Origin of the sequence: Citrifermentans bremense (genome assembly GCF_014218275.1) — a bacterium.
Taxonomy (GTDB): domain Bacteria; phylum Desulfobacterota; class Desulfuromonadia; order Geobacterales; family Geobacteraceae; genus Geomonas; species Geomonas pelophila.
The window spans coordinates 796,099-813,472 of sequence record NZ_AP023213.1; the positions used below are offsets into that span (position 1 = coordinate 796,099).

General features: G+C 60.9%; 16 protein-coding genes. 8 read left to right on the top strand and 8 right to left on the bottom strand.

Features of this window, described 5'->3' with window-relative positions:
* Positions 1-25: 25 nt before the first annotated feature.
* The 5 genes from GEOBRER4_RS03415 to GEOBRER4_RS03435 all read right to left on the bottom strand — a co-directional run bounded on the left by GEOBRER4_RS03415 (position 26) and on the right by GEOBRER4_RS03435 (position 1,898).
* Positions 26-550 (bottom strand): cytochrome c3 family protein, encoded by a 525-nt coding sequence (locus GEOBRER4_RS03415; RefSeq protein ID WP_085813861.1) that lies wholly within the window; start codon positions 548-550, stop codon positions 26-28.
* Positions 551-615: 65 nt separating this feature from the next.
* Positions 616-801 carry a hypothetical protein gene (locus GEOBRER4_RS03420; protein WP_185244233.1) on the bottom strand — a complete coding sequence of 62 codons (186 nt, stop codon included), beginning with the start codon at positions 799-801 and terminating at the stop codon, positions 616-618.
* Between the two features lie 39 nt (positions 802-840).
* On the bottom strand, positions 841-1,089 hold the full coding sequence (locus tag GEOBRER4_RS03425) for a hypothetical protein (RefSeq protein ID WP_085813859.1): 249 nt from the start codon (positions 1,087-1,089) through the stop codon (positions 841-843).
* A 75-nt stretch (positions 1,090-1,164) separates the two neighbouring features.
* Entirely contained in the window at positions 1,165-1,551 is a 387-nt protein-coding gene (locus GEOBRER4_RS03430; RefSeq protein ID WP_012774376.1) for a response regulator, read from the bottom strand.
* Between the two features lie 95 nt (positions 1,552-1,646).
* Positions 1,647-1,898, bottom strand: coding sequence for a hypothetical protein (locus GEOBRER4_RS03435; protein ID WP_085813858.1), 252 nt, complete (start codon positions 1,896-1,898; stop codon positions 1,647-1,649).
* A 563-nt stretch (positions 1,899-2,461) separates the two neighbouring features.
* Between GEOBRER4_RS03435 and GEOBRER4_RS03440 the strand changes: the two genes are divergently transcribed.
* From GEOBRER4_RS03440 to GEOBRER4_RS03475, 8 genes are all read left to right on the top strand, one after another.
* The gene (locus GEOBRER4_RS03440; RefSeq protein WP_185244234.1) at positions 2,462-3,868 is read left to right on the top strand and encodes a sigma-54-dependent transcriptional regulator; all 1,407 of its coding nucleotides are present in this window, start codon (positions 2,462-2,464) and stop codon (positions 3,866-3,868) included.
* Positions 3,869-4,128: 260 nt separating this feature from the next.
* Entirely contained in the window at positions 4,129-6,441 is a 2,313-nt protein-coding gene (locus GEOBRER4_RS03445; RefSeq protein WP_185244235.1) for a hybrid sensor histidine kinase/response regulator, read from the top strand.
* Positions 6,442-6,445: 4 nt separating this feature from the next.
* Complete coding sequence (locus tag GEOBRER4_RS03450; protein ID WP_085813855.1) at positions 6,446-7,867, top strand: sigma-54-dependent transcriptional regulator; 1,422 nt, start codon at positions 6,446-6,448, stop codon at positions 7,865-7,867.
* Between the two features lie 381 nt (positions 7,868-8,248).
* Complete coding sequence (locus GEOBRER4_RS03455; protein ID WP_085813854.1) at positions 8,249-8,515, top strand: hypothetical protein; 267 nt, start codon at positions 8,249-8,251, stop codon at positions 8,513-8,515.
* 47 nt (positions 8,516-8,562) lie between these two features.
* Positions 8,563-9,213, top strand: coding sequence for a DNA-binding transcriptional response regulator (locus GEOBRER4_RS03460; RefSeq protein ID WP_226377875.1), 651 nt, complete (start codon positions 8,563-8,565; stop codon positions 9,211-9,213).
* Positions 9,214-9,249: 36 nt separating this feature from the next.
* Entirely contained in the window at positions 9,250-10,329 is a 1,080-nt protein-coding gene (locus GEOBRER4_RS03465) for a cytochrome c3 family protein (protein ID WP_185244237.1), read from the top strand.
* Positions 10,326-11,060 (top strand): cytochrome b/b6 domain-containing protein, encoded by a 735-nt coding sequence (locus GEOBRER4_RS03470; RefSeq protein ID WP_185244238.1) that lies wholly within the window; start codon positions 10,326-10,328, stop codon positions 11,058-11,060. The genes GEOBRER4_RS03465 and GEOBRER4_RS03470 overlap by 4 nt, the downstream gene beginning before the upstream one ends.
* A 41-nt stretch (positions 11,061-11,101) precedes the next feature.
* Entirely contained in the window at positions 11,102-11,647 is a 546-nt protein-coding gene (locus tag GEOBRER4_RS03475) for a hypothetical protein (RefSeq protein ID WP_185244239.1), read from the top strand.
* A 74-nt stretch (positions 11,648-11,721) separates the two neighbouring features.
* Here the strand turns inward: GEOBRER4_RS03475 and GEOBRER4_RS03480 are convergent, their stop codons facing one another.
* The 3 genes from GEOBRER4_RS03480 to GEOBRER4_RS19990 form a co-directional block, all read right to left on the bottom strand.
* The gene (locus GEOBRER4_RS03480; RefSeq protein WP_185244240.1) at positions 11,722-12,714 is read right to left on the bottom strand and encodes a cytochrome c3 family protein; all 993 of its coding nucleotides are present in this window, start codon (positions 12,712-12,714) and stop codon (positions 11,722-11,724) included.
* 403 nt (positions 12,715-13,117) lie between these two features.
* Positions 13,118-14,764 carry an aspartate:alanine exchanger family transporter gene (locus tag GEOBRER4_RS03485; RefSeq protein WP_185244241.1) on the bottom strand — a complete coding sequence of 549 codons (1,647 nt, stop codon included), beginning with the start codon at positions 14,762-14,764 and terminating at the stop codon, positions 13,118-13,120.
* Positions 14,765-14,795: 31 nt separating this feature from the next.
* A complete protein-coding gene (locus tag GEOBRER4_RS19990; protein WP_226377876.1) occupies positions 14,796-17,276 on the bottom strand; it encodes a methyl-accepting chemotaxis protein in 2,481 nt (826 codons plus the stop codon).
* Positions 17,277-17,374: the final 98 nt, after the last annotated feature.

A 17,374-nucleotide genomic window follows, 5' to 3' on the forward strand; every position in this document is an offset into this window, starting at 1 on the left:
GAATGAGCTGCTATCGATGTCGCGTCTAGTGCTCCTTGGCATGGGCGGGTTTGGCCCCCAGTCGCGAAGAGCTGTAAAAGGCCTCGCCCGCGGCCGTGCGGGGATGGCACTCCTGGCAGCCGACCGGACCGGCTCCTTCCTTCTGGTGGCAGCCGATGCAGCTTTGATGCATGGCGCCTTTGAGCCCCATCTTGTCCTTGTGGTAGCGCTGCTTGTCGGCGTGCTTTTCGGCCAGCGTTTCCGGGGAGAAAGGCTTGGACGAGTGGCACCCCTTGCAGGAGACCACGGCCGTGGGGCTCGAGTTCTGGTGGCACCTGGCGCACTCGGGATCGAGGACCAGGGTGCCGGTCGTGTGGTGATGGCAGCCGGCGCATTCCTTCAACTGCTGGATGTGCTTTGCATGGTTGAAGGAGAAGGGCTTGTACAGCGTGCCTTTTTCATTGAGGGTGACGGAGTCGGGAACCGCCGCGCAGAAAGCCGCGGGAGGGTTCGAAACCGAGATCGCGCCCAGGGAAAGCGCAGCAACTATGAGCTGTTTATAAGAGGACATGTCATGTTCTCCTGGCTGGTAGAGTTGGGGAGGCGGACTCCCTTGAACCGTGCAGCTTTTGGCGTCTAGTGATGCGACTGCTGCGCCTTCGTTTCCTGTCCCTTGTGGTGCAGGTAGCGGTAGAAAATGGGGAAGCCTATGAAGAAGGCCACGCAGATCAGGTATTCGACACCCTTGATGTACTGGTAGAAGTCGACCAGCGTGAAGACCTCCTTGACCTGTCCAATTGACCCCAGTGATTGCTCGACCATGGTAGTGGCTCCTTTAGAAAAGTAGTGAAAGCCTGGCGGCTAGTTCGACTTGACGCGCGACGGCGATTTCTCCCGCTCCTTGCCAAGCCCCTTCAGCATCCCGTAAAGGGTCATCATGGCCGGGATCAGCTGCACCACGAGCACCAGCGCGCAAAAGCCCAGGAAGATGAAGATGCCCAGCTTGCTGACGAAGACCTTGCTGGTTGAGGCGGCGAAAGCGTTAGCTGTCGTCATGAGAAAAACTATGGCAGTGTTGACTGCCGCCGGTATGCGCATTCTCGTTTTCATGGTGTTCCTCCTTTTTTCGTTGATGTTGAAAAGGACGTGCCGGGCGCTATGCCCGGTTTGTTCCTGCCTCAGGGGTCATGCGAGCTGCGGCCTCAGGCTTTCGAAGGCGCAGCGCACCGCCTGCCGGATCTCCTCCCGGTCCTCGGCGTTCACCGGTTTCAGCGCGTGGTAGAAGATCCCTTCGCTTCTGAGCTTTCTGGAAAGCGGCAGCGACGCGCCGGCGGCGATCAGTATGATGGTCAGCCTGCGGTTGCACTGCTTTAAGAGCGGTATCAGTTCCGCCGCGGTGAACTCGTCGAATTTGGTCCCTAAAAGCACTACCTGGGCCGTCTTCTTCAGTATTCCGGAGAGCGCGCTCTCCACGGAATTGGTCACGATCACGTTGTAACCGGACTCGATGAACATCTCAGCCATCTGCTTTCTGCAATCCATATCTTCATCCACTATGAGAAGTCCTTGCATGGCTTTACCCTCACATGGCTTGGAACGTTGCAAGCGGGCAGGCCCGGTACCCGGAGCCGGCCGCCAGTACCGGTTGCGCCCGGCGGTTTAAAAGGTCAAAGGCCGGTCTTGTTCTCCTTGACGGCGTCCTGGGCGCGTTTTTCGGCCTCAGAGGAGAAGATGCCTTTAACGATGTCAAGGAACATGTGCAGGCCGGGGAGCAGCTGGAACAGGATCACGACGGCTATGAAGGCTATGAAGACGATACCGGCAAGGCCGAGCCCGGAGGAGTCACTTGCTCCGGAGGCTGCCAGAGCCTTGGTTCCGGTAACCAATAGTGACGCTGTTGCTGCGGATAGAAGTTTCATGATAATTCTCCTTTCCTTTCAGGTTTCCAGACAGCGAATAACAGCTTTACCGGCTTGACCACCTGAATAGCATCGACCGTGCCATGAGGATTTTAATTTTAAAAATGCTGTGATATTAGTAGGTTATGACGGTGGGGATCCGGCAGGGCGGGTCTTTGCAGGGCTGATTGTATAGGAGGGATATACACGGGATTTGCCGCCTTCGGAGCCGAAAATGGAGCTTCGAGATAAAAAATGTGTGATTTCAGGCAGTAAGGTTGGCCCTGTTGGTGTATGCTTGTGCCATACACCCGTTTAAATCCCCCCCGGTCAGGCTCACGAGAGGGTTGGTCCGGGGGCGGCACAGAAGAGAATGCTGGAGGTGAATGTCTTTTCATGTCTTTTTGTTGACATCCAATTTATTGTGGGCTATTCATAGCAGCACGATGGACTGGGTCTGTGCCAGCGGCTTCCTCACAGCGGCAAGGCCTGCGACACAAAGACCTCACCCGGCTTGAGAGCACCCTCAATAACCGCATGACAACGTGGCGCATCTATAACTGAAGCAGGTAACGGTGGGTCGTATGAATATTCTCGTGGTTGATGATGAGTCTGTGATCAGGGATGGACTTGCCAGGATCCTTGAAGGAGACTCCTTTACGGTGGAGACGGCAAAGAGCGGCCATGTCGCCATTGAGCATCTCCAGCAAAAAGAGTTCGACCTGATCATAACGGACTTGAAGATGCCGGGGATGAGCGGGTTCGAGGTCCTGGGCGCGGTGAAGACCCTGCAGCCGGACACTCCGGTGATCATGATCACCGGCTTCGCCACGGTGGAAACCGCGGTCGAGGCGATGAAAAACGGCACGGTCGATTACATCGTAAAGCCTTTCACCCCCGATCAGATCCTGGAAAAGGTGCATCTGGCACTGGAGCAGAGGAAGAGCTCGGTGGAAGATCTCTACGTGAAAAAGGAGATCGACTGCCATCACGGCTTCGACCAGTTCATCGGCGAAAGCCGAGAGATGCAGAAGGTGTACCGCCGGATCATGCAGGTTGCAGCCACCGACAGCACGGTGCTCATCACCGGCGAAAGCGGGACCGGAAAGGAGCTGGCGGCCCGGGCGATCCACAAGAACAGCTCCAGAAGGGACTTCCCCTTCGTCGCCGTAGACTGTACCGCCCTCGCCGAAAACCTTTTGGAGAGCGAGCTCTTCGGACACGTGAAGGGTTCCTTCACCGGAGCGATGCAGACCAAGATGGGGCTTTTCATGGTCGCCGACGGCGGCACCCTCTTCCTTGACGAGGTCTCCAACATCAGCCTCGCCACCCAGGCTAAGCTCCTGCGGGCGTTGCAGGAGCGGCAGGTGACCCCCATCGGCGGGACCCAGCCGGTCTCCTTCAACATCCACCTCGTCGCCGCCACCAACCGGAACCTGAAGACCATGGTGGCGGAGGGTACCTTCCGCGAAGACCTTTATTTCCGGCTCAACATCATCCCCCTGGACCTCCCACCCTTAAGGGAGCGCAAGGGCGACATCCCGCTTTTGGTCCGCCACTTCATGAACAAGTTCATGGAGGAGGTGGGGAAGGACCTGCGCGGCATTTCGCCTGAGGCGATGCAGTTTCTGGAAAACTACTCCTACCCCGGCAACGTGAGGGAGCTGGTGAACACCCTGGAGCGCGCCGTGGTTCTGGCGGAGGGGGACGTGATCCAGAAGGAGAACCTGGAGCTTGGGGATTCCGCCGAGCTTTGCAGCACCGGGTTCGACGGCTTCGTCCCCACCAGCGCCGAGGCTTTGAAGGAGATGAAGCGCCACATCCGCGACCGCTCCGTGGAGAGCGTCGAGAAGGCGTTCGTCATCAACGCGCTCAAAAGGAGCAACTGGAACATCTCGCGCGCCGCCGAGGAGACCGGGATGCTGCGCCCCAACTTCCAGACCATGCTGAAGCGGCTGGGGATCTCGGTGAAGGATTACTTCGGCAAATAGCCGGAGCCGGATCTATGATTGGCAATCAGCGGCCCCGATTGCACACTCATCTCTTCCCTTTTCTGCAGCCTGCTGCCGCTCTCACTGGACCTGCCGCCGCCTTCGCAGGAATAATACGTGGCATGAACCTCCCTGCTACTGCCCCCCTCTTTCCTCATTCTTGACAGAAAAACCCGCTGCAATAGCAAGATTCGATCTCTGTGTTACACTGGGTCCCATTGTTCTTCTCTAACGGTTGTTGCCCAGACAGAGGTCAACCCATGAGTCATCTAGAGAACAGAAGAAGATTGACCCCTTTGAACATCACCATGGCCTATGCCATCATCGGCGTGGCCTGGGGTGCCGCGTCCTGTCTGTTTCCCGCCGTCCTCGCACATCAATCCTTCATGTACGACGCAGTCGAAACGGTGAACCATGCCCTGTTCGTACTCGGCACGGCAGGCCTTTTGTACCTGTTGATCAGCCGCAGCACCGGCGAGGCCTCCCGCGGCCGGGAGTCTCTCTCCAGGGTGAACCGGGCGCTCAAGACCTTCAGCGGCTGCAACCAGGCCCTGGTGCGCGCAAGCGACGAGCTCCAGCTGATGCAGGAGATCTGCCGCACCATCGTAGAGGTCGGGGGGTACCGGCTCGCCTGGGTGGGGGTGGCCGAGCACGACACCTTCAAGACGGTCCGTCCTGTGGCCCAGTGGGGGGACCGGGACGGCTACCTGACCGACCTGGACCTGAGCTGGGCGGACATCGACCACGGCCGGGGGCCCACCGGGACCGCGATCAGGACCTGCACCACGCAAATCGTGCAGAACATCAAGTACGACCCCTCCTGGGCCTTGTGGCGGGAGGCCGGGGTGCAGCATGGCTTCGCCTCCTCCATTTCGCTCCCCCTGGTGGGGAGGGACCGCGCCATGGGGGCGCTGGTGATTTTCGCCGCGGAGAAAAGGGCATTCGGCAAGGAGGAGGTGAAGCTTCTAGAGGAACTGTCGGCGGACCTTTCTTACGGGATCGAGGCGCTTCGCATGGACGCCGAGCGCAAGAAGGCGGAAAAGGAGATCCTCCTGCTCGCTTCCGTGATCGAGCAGTCGATGGAGGGGCTGCTCCTTTTGGACAGCGACGGCACCGTGAAGTACGTGAACCCCGCCATCGAGATCATCACAGGACTCGATGCGGTCGACATCGTGGGGCACGACCTGGCTACGCTCGGCGCTGACGAGGAGAACGGCAGTTTTTACCGCTACCTGCTCGACGCGCTAGACAAGGGGGAGTGCAGGACCGGCCACTTCATCCACATCGGCGACGATGGCGACTTCTACGAGATAGACGCGACGCTTTGGTCCATCTCGGACAACACGGGTGCGGTGAGCAACTACGCGGTGCTGATCCGGGACGTTACCCATGAGGTGAAGCTGGAGCGGCAGCTGCGCCAGGCGCAGCGGATGGAGGCGATCGCCACGCTCGCGGGGGGAATCGCCCACGACTTCAACAACAACCTGGCCTCGATCATCACCTGCACCGAGATGGCGCGGGACGACATCCCCCCGGAGAGCCCGCTGCGCGAACTGCTGGACGTGGTGCTCAAATCGAGCTACCGCGGCCGAAAGCTGGTGAAGCAGATCCTCACCTTCTGCTGCCAGGGAGAGCAGGAGAGGCAGCCGGTGCAGATCGAGCCGATCGTGACCGAGTGCCTGAACCTGATGCACGCCTCCCTATCCTCCTCGATCAGTGTCAGGACCGAGATGGGTGAGAACCTCGGCCTGATCATGGCGGACCCGACCCAGATCCACCAGATCATCATGAACTTGGTCACCAATGCAAGCCATGCCATGCGACACAAGGGGGGGATGCTCGACGTGGCCGTCGAGAACGTGGGGCTCGACACCGCGGCGGTCTCCGGCTCGCCGGACCTCCCCTCCGGTCGTTACCTGAAGCTCTCCGTGAAGGACACCGGGCACGGCATGGACCAAAAGACCATGGAGCGGATCTTCGATCCCTTCTTCACCACCAAGGGGCATTCGGAGGGGACCGGGCTGGGCCTTTCCGTGGTGCACGGGATCGTGAGAAATCACGGCGGCGCCATCTCGGTGAGCAGCAAGCCCGGGGGGGGCGCGACCTTCGAGGTCTACCTCCCCCGCATCGACCAGGCGGGGACCACAGCGGGGACGGTGGGGGAACGGGTGGATCTGTCCGGGAGCGGGAACATCCTCTTCGTCGACGATGAGGAGGACGTGGTCTTTGGCTGCAAGAAGATGCTGGAGCGGCTGGGTTACCAGGTCACTACCGGCGCCGACGGTGTGCAGGCGCTGGAGCTTTTCCGGGACAACCCCGAGGGGTTCGACCTGGTGGTCACCGACCAGACCATGCCACGCATGACCGGGACGGAGCTCTCACGGGAACTTTTGCAGATACGCCCCGACATCCCGGTCATCCTCTGCACCGGGCTTGGGGCCGCGGCGGAGAAAGCGCTCCTGAAGGAGGAAGCCGAACAGGCGGGGGTACGGGAACTGGCGCTGAAGCCGCTGGACCGGGAAGAGTTCGCCTCGACCATACGGCGGGTGCTGGCGCAAAGGGCGCAGGGATGAGGCCATGGCGAAGATCCTGATCATCGACGATGAAGAGACCGTCTGCGATTCGATGGCGCTGATAGGAAGGCGCAGCGGCCATGAGACGAGCTGCGCCCGAACCCTCGCGGCGGGGCTGGAGCTTGCCAACAGCGAGGAGTTCGACCTCGTCTTCCTCGACGTGAGGATGCCGGACGGAAACGGCCTGGAGCTCCTTCCCCGCCTGACGCAGGCCCCGTCCAGGCCGGACATCATCATCATGACCGGGTACGGCGATCCGCGCGGCGCGGAACTCGCCATCAACAGCGGCGCCTGGGACTACATCGAGAAGGGGTGCTCCGCCAAGGACATCACCCTGACCCTGGTCCGCGCCCTGGAGTATCGCAAGCAGAAGCTCACCCTCACCGGGGCCAGGGGGGTGGTGGCCCTGAAGCGGGAGAGCATCATCGGGAACAGTCCGAGCCTTACCACCTGCCTCGACCTCGTCGCCTGCGCCGCCGGGAGCGAGGCAGGGGTCCTCATCATGGGTGAGACCGGGACCGGCAAGGAGCTCTTCGCCCGGGCCGTGCACCAGAACAGCAAGCGGGCGGAGAAGCAGTTCGTGGTGGTCGACTGCGCTAGCCTGCCGGAAACGCTGGTGGAGAGTATCCTCTTCGGCCACGACAAGGGGGCCTTCACCGGCGCGGAACGCGCACGCGAGGGACTCGTCGCCGAGGCCCACGGCGGGACGCTCTTTCTCGACGAGGTGGGGGAGCTCCCCCTTGCCGCGCAGAAGGCGTTTCTGAGGGTGCTCCAGGAAAGGCGCTTCCGCCCGGTGGGGAGCCCGCGCGAGATCGAGAGCGACTTCAGGCTGGTGGCGGCGACCAACAGGGACTTGAACGCCATGGCGCAATCCGGGGAATTCAGAAGCGACCTCCTGTTCCGGCTCAGTTCGGTAGTCATCAACCTCCCTCCGCTGCGGGAGCGCAGCGACGATATAAAGGAGCTGGCGCGATACTACATGGACAAGTTCTGCGAGCGTAACGGCCTATCCCCCAAGGGGAGCTGCCCCGAGTTCATGGCGACGCTCATGGCGTACATCTGGCCCGGCAACATCCGGGAGTTCATCAACACCATCGAGCGCACCGTCATCTCCGCGCGCGAGGAGCCGGTGCTCTTCGCGCAGCACCTCCCCACCGGCATCCGGGCGCAGGTCGTCCAGAGCGTGGTCGGACACCGGACGATGCCGGCACCAGAGGCGCAGTACGCACCGGTGGGAGCAGGCGGGGAGCTTCCCAGGCTGAACGACTTCCGCGAAACCGTCTACGCCAAGGCAGAGAAGCAGTACCTTGCCGACCTCATGTCGGTTTCCCGCAACGACATCTCCACCGCCTGCAGGCTCTCGGGGTTGTCGCAGTCGCGCCTGTACGCGCTTTTGAAGACCCACGAGCTGCACCGCTCCCAGTAGCGCCCCGCCATTACCCCGGTCATACCCGCCGCCCCCTTTCCCCTGCCATTCCCTGACCCCTCTGCTCGTCCGCCGCCTATCCTTAGCCGCCTTTTCCTCTCGGGCCGCACTTCTTTCTTGCGGCGCAAGAAATTCCTGTGCGGCAGGAAACCTGCGTTGGCTGCTGAAACCTGCTCTCCTCCTAGCCAAATCTCTGGAATGACGTCGGTTTTTCTGGTGCTCCCCCCGTGGTCGCTCTTTGGGCTCAATATCGGTGTTCGTTTTGCCTGTTGAGGCTAAATGACTGAAATTCAAAGGAAAAACTATGAAATGCAGTTCTGGCACCCTCTATGCTAATACCTGGGTAACCCCACGGGGAATCAGGTGGAAAAGGAGGAAGCCATGAAAAAGGAAACCGAAAAATCACTGGCAGGGAAAGTGACAAGTTGGTCGATCATAGGCGTCGTGTTGGCCGGTACCCTTCTCATCTCCGGCATAGCTGATGTCTCCGAGGGGAGCGGGATCATGGCGAAACTCTTCCTGTTCTTCATAGGCGCCATCATCGTGGTCCAGGTGATCCCGGGCGTGATGCTCTTCAGCGCCATGATCAAAGGGATCTACGGCCTTGTCGGCAAGAAGGCGAAAGCGACTGTGGAAGAGAAGAAGTAGGTGCGGCGCTAGGGCGCGCGAGGTGAGTTATGGACGAGCGGGGAATCATGATAGCTGACCGTGACGCCGAGTTCCGCAGCCAGGTGGCTGAGCACTTCCGGAAGGCGGGGTACCGGGTGGAAACGACCGATTCGGCAGTCCATGTACTTTGCAGCATTCTCGAGAAACAGACGCCGGTCCTACTTTTGGGAAACGATTTCGACCAGAAAATCTCGTCAGCGGACCTGATCCACCTTTTGAAAAAGTGCAACCGCCACCTGCATGTCATCCTGGTCTCCGACGAGATGCCGCTGGCCCAGGCCCGACAGGTGCGCCAGGAAGGGATTTTCTATCACGCCTTGAAACCGGCCGATGCGGCCGACAACGAAGAGCTGGGACTGGCCGTGCAGTGTGCTTTCGACAAGAAGCGAGCGGGATACCAAGCCGCCCCGACAGATCCGCGCGCAAAAGAAGCTGGTTACCTTTCCTGGCTGGCCCCCCTCTCGGTTCTCATCTGCGGCACGAGCCTGGTCGCACTGGCGACGGCAGCAAGCATGGAGCAGGGAAGCAGCATGGCGATCTGGTTGTTCCTCGCTTTCTGTGCGCTGCTTCTCGTGACGCAGTTGCTGCCGGTTTTCCGGGTCAAGCTGCCGGCGCGGATGCGCCAGCAAGGATCGGTGCAAAAACAGCAAGTGAAGGGCGAAAAAGACAACCCATAGCCACCGGGGGCAAGCCCAGTGGCAAAGGAGGGATACGTGAGATACAGGGAACCCATATGTTTCATTACGCTGTCGATAGCCGCATGGCTCTGCCTGAGCGTCTCAGGAGAACCCGGCGCATCGGCTTTTTCCTACGGGACCGAGGCCGGCAAGAACGACGCCTGCCTTGCCTGCCATGGCGACCCTGCCCAGGTCTCCAAAGCAGTGTTCATCGACACCGAGCACTTCAACCAGACCACCCACGCCCGGATCGGGTGCGAAGCCTGCCACGGCAAGGTCCCGGCCGCCCATCCCGATGGCGGGAAGGTGTCGCGCGCCGGGTGTGGCGAGTGCCACGCAGACGTGGACCAGGAGTACGCGACCGGGCTGCACGTTAAAAAGACCAGCTGCAACGGCTGCCATAACCCGCATCTGGTGCATAGCCCCAAGGAGGTCTCCGGACAGGAGATCAACGCCATGTGCTCCAACTGCCACAACGCCCTGGAGATGACGGCCAAGCACGGGGAATGGCTCCCCCAGTCTGAGCTGCACCTGCGGATGCTGCCGTGCATAACCTGCCATACCGGGGCCAAGGAATACTACATCAGCATGTACATAGTGAAGAGCAAGAACGACTCGCTTTTCGGCAAGCAGGAGGTGGCGGGGTACGGCGAGTTGAAGCGGATCTCGGGGGGAAACGAGATCGTCTCCCTGATCGACAAGAACCGCGACAACTACGTTTCGCTCGAGGAGTTGCGCCTATTCAACCGCAGCCAGAGCTCGCTGCGCCTGCATGGCATGATGACGCCGGTTGCCGTCTCGCACAAGTTCGAGATCCTGGATGATCGCCGCAACTGCACCTTCTGCCACACCTCGGGCCCCGCGCTGATGCAGACCAGTTTCATAGCTGTGCCGGAAGCAGACGGCAGCTACAGCCGGGTGCCGGTGGAAAAGGGAGCGGTGCTGGACGCCCTGTACGGTACCCCGGACTTCTACATGATGGGGTCGACCAAGAACAACGCCCTGAACAAGATCGGCCTCGCCATCATCTGCGGCGGCCTGATCATGCCGGTAGGCCACGGCTTCGTGCGCTTCTTGACGCGCAAAAACAGGAACACAAAGGAGCATAAGTCATGAGCGAAAACTCAAGCGAGAAAAATAGGATCTACCTGCAGCCCTGGCCGGTCCGCATCTGGCACTGGATCAACGCCTGCGGCATCATCGCCCTCATAGTAACCGGCGCCCAGATCCGCTTCCCGGAAAGCGTCGCCCTCTTGCCGAACTACAAGAGCGCCATCGACATCCACAACGTCACCGGGCTCGTCGTCTCCATCTCGTTCTCTTTCTGGTTCTTCTACTACAAGATGGTGAAGAACACGCTCGACAAGCTGTACATACCCGACGAGGAGGACCTGAAGCACGGCCTGGTGCGCCAGTTGCTCTACTATTGCTTCTGGTACTTCCTGGGGAGACCGAGCCCGTACCACGCGACACCCGATCACAAGTTCAACCCGATGCAGAAATCCGCCTACCTCGCCGTGATGTTCGTGCTGATGCCGCTGGTGGGGCTGACCGGGATCCTGCTTTTGAACGTAACCCCGCTGCGCGTCCTGGTGCTCATGTGGGGCGGTATCAAGTTCATCGTCGCGCTGCACTTCCTGCTGGCCTGCTCGCTGCTCGCCTTCCTCTGCACCCATGTCTACCTCGCCACCCTGGGCAACTACATAAAGCCCATGCTGGTCGGGTGGGAGGATGTGGAAGAGCACGAGGAGAAGCCAGTCGCAGCGCCGGCCGCCATACCGGGATACCGCCCGGTGCGCCACTACCCGGAGTACGAGGTGATGCAGCATGAGCAGCGACAGGGATAGCTGATCCTTCAGGCCGCTGCCTTAGGGAAAGGAGAAACGCCATGTCAGGCCATGTGATAGAACAGATAAAGACCAAGCCGGCGACCGCTTTGGACCGGGGCGTGCAGGATTCGTTTGCTTCCAACCGCTGCCGCGAAGAGCTGGCCAGAAACATCGACGAACTGCACGCGCTTTCCCGCAGGGGGCTCTGGGGACTGCTTCTGTTCCTCATGGTGAGCGCAGCCGCCCTTTACCTGAGCCAGATGGAGACCTTGAGCCTGATTCATCTCCAGTTGAAGGAGATCTTCGGGCCTCCTCCCCCGAGCGACCTGCTGCACGTGGCGCTGGCCGTTTCCTGGCTCTCGGGTTTCGTGCTGATCCTGGGGCGCAGGGGGGCGGACGGCAAGCCTGGCTACAACTGGTGCAACATCGCGCTTCCCACCGCATTCTACCCGCTCTACGTTTTCTCCGATGCCACCGGCGGCTACTTTCCAGCGGTCTTTTGCGCGGGGCTCGTCCTTTTGCTTTTGGAACACGGCTTTGCCGTTTGCTACGCCAACAAGGTGATTCGCGAGGCCACCGAAAGGCTCAAGCGCCTTCCCCAGTGAAGAAACCCTGGAAACAAAGCGACAGATACGAAACCGGCCACTCCTCATCGAGCGGCCGGTTTCGTTTTTGCCGACTAGCCGCGAGTGTGGCAGGAGTCACAATTGCCGGTGACCGAGAAAGCGCTCTTGCCGTCATGGCAGGCGCCGCATGACTTAGCCTTCTTCATCTCCGCCATGGAGACGGGCTTCCCGCCGCTTTTCGTGGGGAAGGTCCGGGTATGGCACTCGCCGCACTTGTACATCCCCAGGTGCGCAGCATGGCTGAACTTGACGTCCCCAACCCGGGAGACCCGGAATTTCACCTCCTGCACCGGGTGGCATTTCTCGCACTGAGCAACAGCGAACGCTTCCTTGGCATTGTGGCACGCACCGCATGATTTCCCCTTTTCCATGGCCGCCATGGTGACCGCCTTGCCCGATCCCAGCGGGTAGAGTTTGGTGTGGCAGGCGCTGCAGCTGTACATCTCGACGTGCTTTGCGTGGCTGAAGACGGTCGGGCCGGTTTCCTTCACCTTGAACACGACCTGCTTGGGGGCGGGGTGGCACCCGTCGCACTTGGCGAGGGCGAAGGCCTTGCCGCCGTTATGGCAGGCACCGCACGATTTTCCCTTCTCCATCTCGGCCATGGACACGGACTTGTTGGGGCCGGTCTTGTACAGTGCATTGTGGCAGGCGCTGCACTGCATGCTTTGCAGGTGCTTCGCATGGCTGAAGACCACCGGCCCGGTCTCCTTGACCTTGAAAGTGACGTTCTTCACCTTGTGGCAGCCGGTGCACTTGGCTACGCTGAAGGCCCGCTGGCCGTTGTGGCACTTGCCGCACGACTTACCCTTTTCCATGTCCGCCATGGTGTACTTCACCTTCGTCTGGCGTGGGTTTTCATGGCAGCTCTTGCAGCTTACGTTGGGACTCTTGGCCGTCTTCTTTTTCAGGTGCTGTTGATGGCTGAATACCACCTTCCCGCCACCATCGGTGTTGTAGGTGACGTCCTTGATCTCAAGGGCGTATGCTCCGGATGACCCGACTGCGAGCGCGACCATGACGATGAATGCCTTGCTGAATCCCATGGTTATCCTCCTTGTATGCTTTTTATGAGCCTCCGCGTCACTATGCTCTGGTAGCCGAAAACATTTCCACGCCGATCTCTTAGCATCAGTCGTGCCTAATCCGGGGATACCTGCTTCTAAGCTTGCAACTATCCGTTTTTGCAGCGTATCTATCGCATGCGCCGGAGGCCGATCTTTCAGGTGGAGCCGGAAATGTATAGCGGAGATATACACCGGGCCTCTCGAGCCTGCTGCCGCCGGGATTGAAAACGCATAAGTTCTCTATTGGTAGACGCTTAGTGATTCGCCGGGAGATGTATAGAAAAGCTATACGTGTGCCAAAAGCTGAAAAACCGCACGAAAAGAGGCCCGTTCGCAGTTGCAACGGGCCTCCGGGTGAGGCTTTTTTGGGGGGCTTTACATATCAACCCTGGCCCGTCACCACCAGCACTATGTGCACCAGGATGATTTTTCCTATGGTGGCGAAGGGAAAGACGCAGGCGTACCCCTGATCGGCGAGGTCGTTGCCGGTCTGCTCCTTTATGTACCCAAGCCCCGGAGTCGAGGTGTGCATCCCCGCGACGATCCCTACCACCAGCGACATGGGTATCTTCAGCACCTTGTGGCCGATGTAGAGCCCAAGGAATGCGGTGATCGCAGTGATGCAGACGCCGGTTATGAAGATGCTCCCCCCTCCGCCGTGGCTGAGCGTGGTGAGCAGGCTGTATCCGGAGCGGGTGCCGATTCCTGCCAGGAACAGCACGAGCCCCACCTGCTTTAGTGTCATGCTGGCGCTGTAGGGAAGGCTCCAGACGACCTTGCCGGTTCTGCCGAAGGTTCCCAGAAGTATCCCCACGATGAGCGGGCCGCCGGCAAATCCAAGCTGCATGCTCCCCCCTCCGGGAAAGGGAAACGGCATGAGCCCCAGGATGAGCCCGATCACGAGCCCCAGGCTGAAGGTCATCACGTCCACCTCGCTCACCTTTCGGTAGGAGTTGCCGAAGAAGGCGGTGACCTCTTCCATGTTTGTTTTATGTGCCAAGACCCGTATCACGTCGCCAAACTCCAGCACCATTTCCGCGTCGGGCAGGAACTCGTTGTCCCCGCGGCGCACCAGCGTGATCACCTCGCCAAAGCGCTTGTCGAGGTCGAGCTCTCCTATGGTGCGGCCGATGGCCTGCGGGCTGGAGACGAAGACCCTGCGGTACTCGTACTCGGTCCGGTCCAGCCCGAGTCGGTCCTTGCTTCTTCGCTCTCCCAGGGCGATCGCGATCTTCTCGATCTCCTTGGGGAGTCCCGCCACCATGATCAGGTCTCCCGGCTGCAGCGCGGTCCCCGGCGCCGCGAAGAAGAACTCCTCGCCGCGCTTTATCCGGCTGAAGATCACGTTGCACTCCTGCGCCTCGTTCAATTCCTGAACGGTTGCGCCCGGCGGTACCACCTTCTGCACCTTGATGGTGCAGTGCACCAGGGCCGCCCGCTCCTCCGGCTTTCTCAACTCCCGGTACTCCGCCTGGTAGTCGACCTTCCAGAGTTTCTGGCAGATGTTGATGGTGAGCATAAGGCCTATCACACCGATAGGGTAGGCGACGGAGAAGCCGACCACCGGCTCGGCCAGGAGCGTCTCCAGGAGCTCCTCCGGGGCGGTCTGCCTGATCGACTCCAGCGCGCCGCCGAGGGCCGGGGAGGCGGTCATGCTGCCGCAGAAGATGCCGGCGGCGATGCCGGGCTTCAGCATGAAGTATTTCTGCAGCGCGACGCAGAGCGCGGCGGAGGCGCAGAGGACCCCTCCAGCCAGAAGGTTGTTCATCACCCCGTTTCTGCGGAAGGTGGAGACGAAGGAGGGGCCGGCCGAAAGCCCCACGGTGTAGACGAAGAGCGCCTGTCCCATGATGTAGACGATGGCGGGAGCCTTCATGTCGGGGTGGAGCATGCCGAAGGCAAGCCCGACGAATAGGACCGCGCCGACCCCAAGCGTTATGCCGTACACCTTGATCTTTCCCAACGGGTAGCCTATGGCCGCGACCATGAGCAGAAGCATCAACGGGTTCTCGAGGAGTATCTTGACCATGATTCACCTCAAAGCTGCTGTTTTTTGCATCTCAGCTCAGCTTGAACTGCCCCACGAGCTTCTGCTGCTCCTCGGCCAGGCGCGAGAGAAGCTGCGCCGATGCCGCCGATTCCTGCGCGTTCTTCGCCGTGTCCTGCACCACCTCGTTGATGTTCTGGATGTTGTGGCTGATCTCGCCTGTGGTCGCCGTCTGTTCCTCGGCGGCGGTGGCGATCTGGTTCACCTGGAGGGCGACCGACCCTATCTGCCGCAGGATCTCCTCCAGCGCCTCTCCCGATTTGGCGGCGTCGATCGTCCCCTGTTCGACGCGGGTCACCCCGGATTCCATCACCATGATCGCCCCCCTGGTCTGCTGCTGCACCGCCTTGATCATCTCGCCGATCTCCCTGGTGGCGCTGCTGGTCCGCTGCGCCAGTGCGCGCACCTCGTCGGCCACCACGGCGAAGCCGCGCCCCTGCTCGCCTGCGCGTGCGGCCTCGATGGCAGCGTTCAGGGCGAGAAGGTTCGTCTGGTCGGCTATGTCGTTGATGGTGCTGACGATGGCGCCTATCTGCTGCGATTTCCTCCCCAGGTCGTCGATGGTCACCGCCGATTCGCGCACCTTCACCGCGATCTGGTTCATCCCCTGAACGGTCTCTCTCACCACGTCGGCCCCGGTGACCGCCGCGTCGTTGGCCTGCTGCGAGCCTGCCGCGGCCTGGGTGCAGTTGAGCGCGATCTCGTTGGAGGTGGCTGCCATCTCCTCGCTGGCGGTGGCGACCGTCGCCGCCTGTCCCGCAACGAGAGCGGCTCCCGAGGCCATCTGGTCGGCGGCGCAGGAGAGCTCGGTCGAGGCGGAGGCGACCTGGGCCGTGTTGTGCGACACCCGCGAGATCACCTCGTGGAAGTGGACCACGATGTTGTTGATGCTGCCGCAGATGTCGCCGATCTCGTCCCTGGATCCGAGCTCGATCCGCTTGGTGAGATCCCCAGCGGCGATCTCCGCCGTGACCAGCTTGGCATGCGCCAGCGGCTTGGTGATGGAGGCGATGATGCGGAGGCTGATCAGCAGCGAGACCAGGGCCACCGCGAGCGAGACGCCGATCATGACGAAGGAGAGGAGCGTCGCGTTTTCCACGGCGCGGCGCACCCCGGTCAGGATCTGCTGCTGGTTCTCGCCGATGCTCTTCACCTGCTCCTCGCTGCGCTGCGCCTGCTCTTTCGAGATGCCGCGCGCTGAGGCGAGCGCCTTCTGCATGGCGAGGTTGCTCCTGATAACCCCCAGCTTGGTGGCCTCTATCTTCCGGATCGAGGCCCCGGCCCGCTGCACCGTTCCGGAGACCTGCGCTATGTTCTGCGCCAGCTCCTTCTGTCCGCTTTCCAGCAGGAGCTTCCTCGCCACAGCGATGTTCCCCTCGATCCGCTTCTGGGTCTGCGCAAGCGAAGCGGCGAGCCTTGCGACCTCGGCGTCTGTGGAACTGAGCATGATCTGGCGCACCCCGGCGTTCAGCTCCTTTACGTCGGAGCTGATGCTGCTTCCCTCCTCCATCACCGCGTTGGCGGCGTTCTGGAACGAAAGCGAGGAGACCACGTTGTTGCGGTCCTTGACGATCTGCAGCTCCAGGGCGTCGATGGTGTTGAAGATCTTCTTGCTGTTCTCCTCCAAAGGCTTCACGATCTCGCGGCTCTTGTTGGCGTAGGCTTCCCCATCGGCTTTTTCCGGGTTGTTCAGCATCTCGAGCCGGAGCGCCACGAGCCCTCCCTCCTCGGCGCCGATCTGGTTCAGGATGTCCGTGGCGACCCCCTTCACCTCCCGGATGGCCGGGTTGTCCCCGGGGTCGACCTCGATGTTCCGGGTCAGCTCCACCGTGTTCTTGAGCCGCTCCTTCAGGGGGGCGATCTTGAACTTGTTCTTCACCAGCTCCAGGTCGCTAAGGATTATGTTGATGTCCTTCAGGCGGCTTTGCAGGGTGAGGAGCTTCTTGATGCTGCTGTTGACCTGCAGGTTAGCCGACTGCGAGGTGTTGATGGCCGACAGCGCGCTGTTTCCCATCTGGCTGATCTGCTTGCGCATCCCGCTCACGCTCGCCTCCGCCTTTTGCAGCTCGGAATTGACCGTCGCGATCTCGTTTTTGAAGAGCGTCATGTCCTTTAGCCTTTGGGAAGCAACCTGCACCACGGTCTTCTCGATCTCCCTGAGCACGTCGGTGTCGACCCCGCTCGACGCGGCGCCTCCCTTTAGCATCTCCTCATTCAGGGTCTCCATCCGCTTGATCCGGGTGGTGATGGTCTCCGACAGCCGCGCCACCTCTGCGGGCTCCGCGGACATCTCAAGCCGCATGAAGTCGGCGGAGACCTTTTCCACCGTCTGCTGCAGTTCCAGCATCTTCAGGTGCAAGGGGGTCGACTTGCCGGTCAGGATCTCTATGCTCGACTTCACCTTGCCGATGGAGAAAAGGCCGATGCCTGCTATGACTGAGATTCCCACGATGGTCAGCGCGATATTGCCCAGCAGCTTGCTTTTGACGGTCATTGCCACGCCCCCGGATAATTGATTTCGAGTCCCAGCGAAAACCGGCGCCAGACTGTGGAGCCTGGCACCGGTCCCCGGATCCATCTCGGTACTTGCCT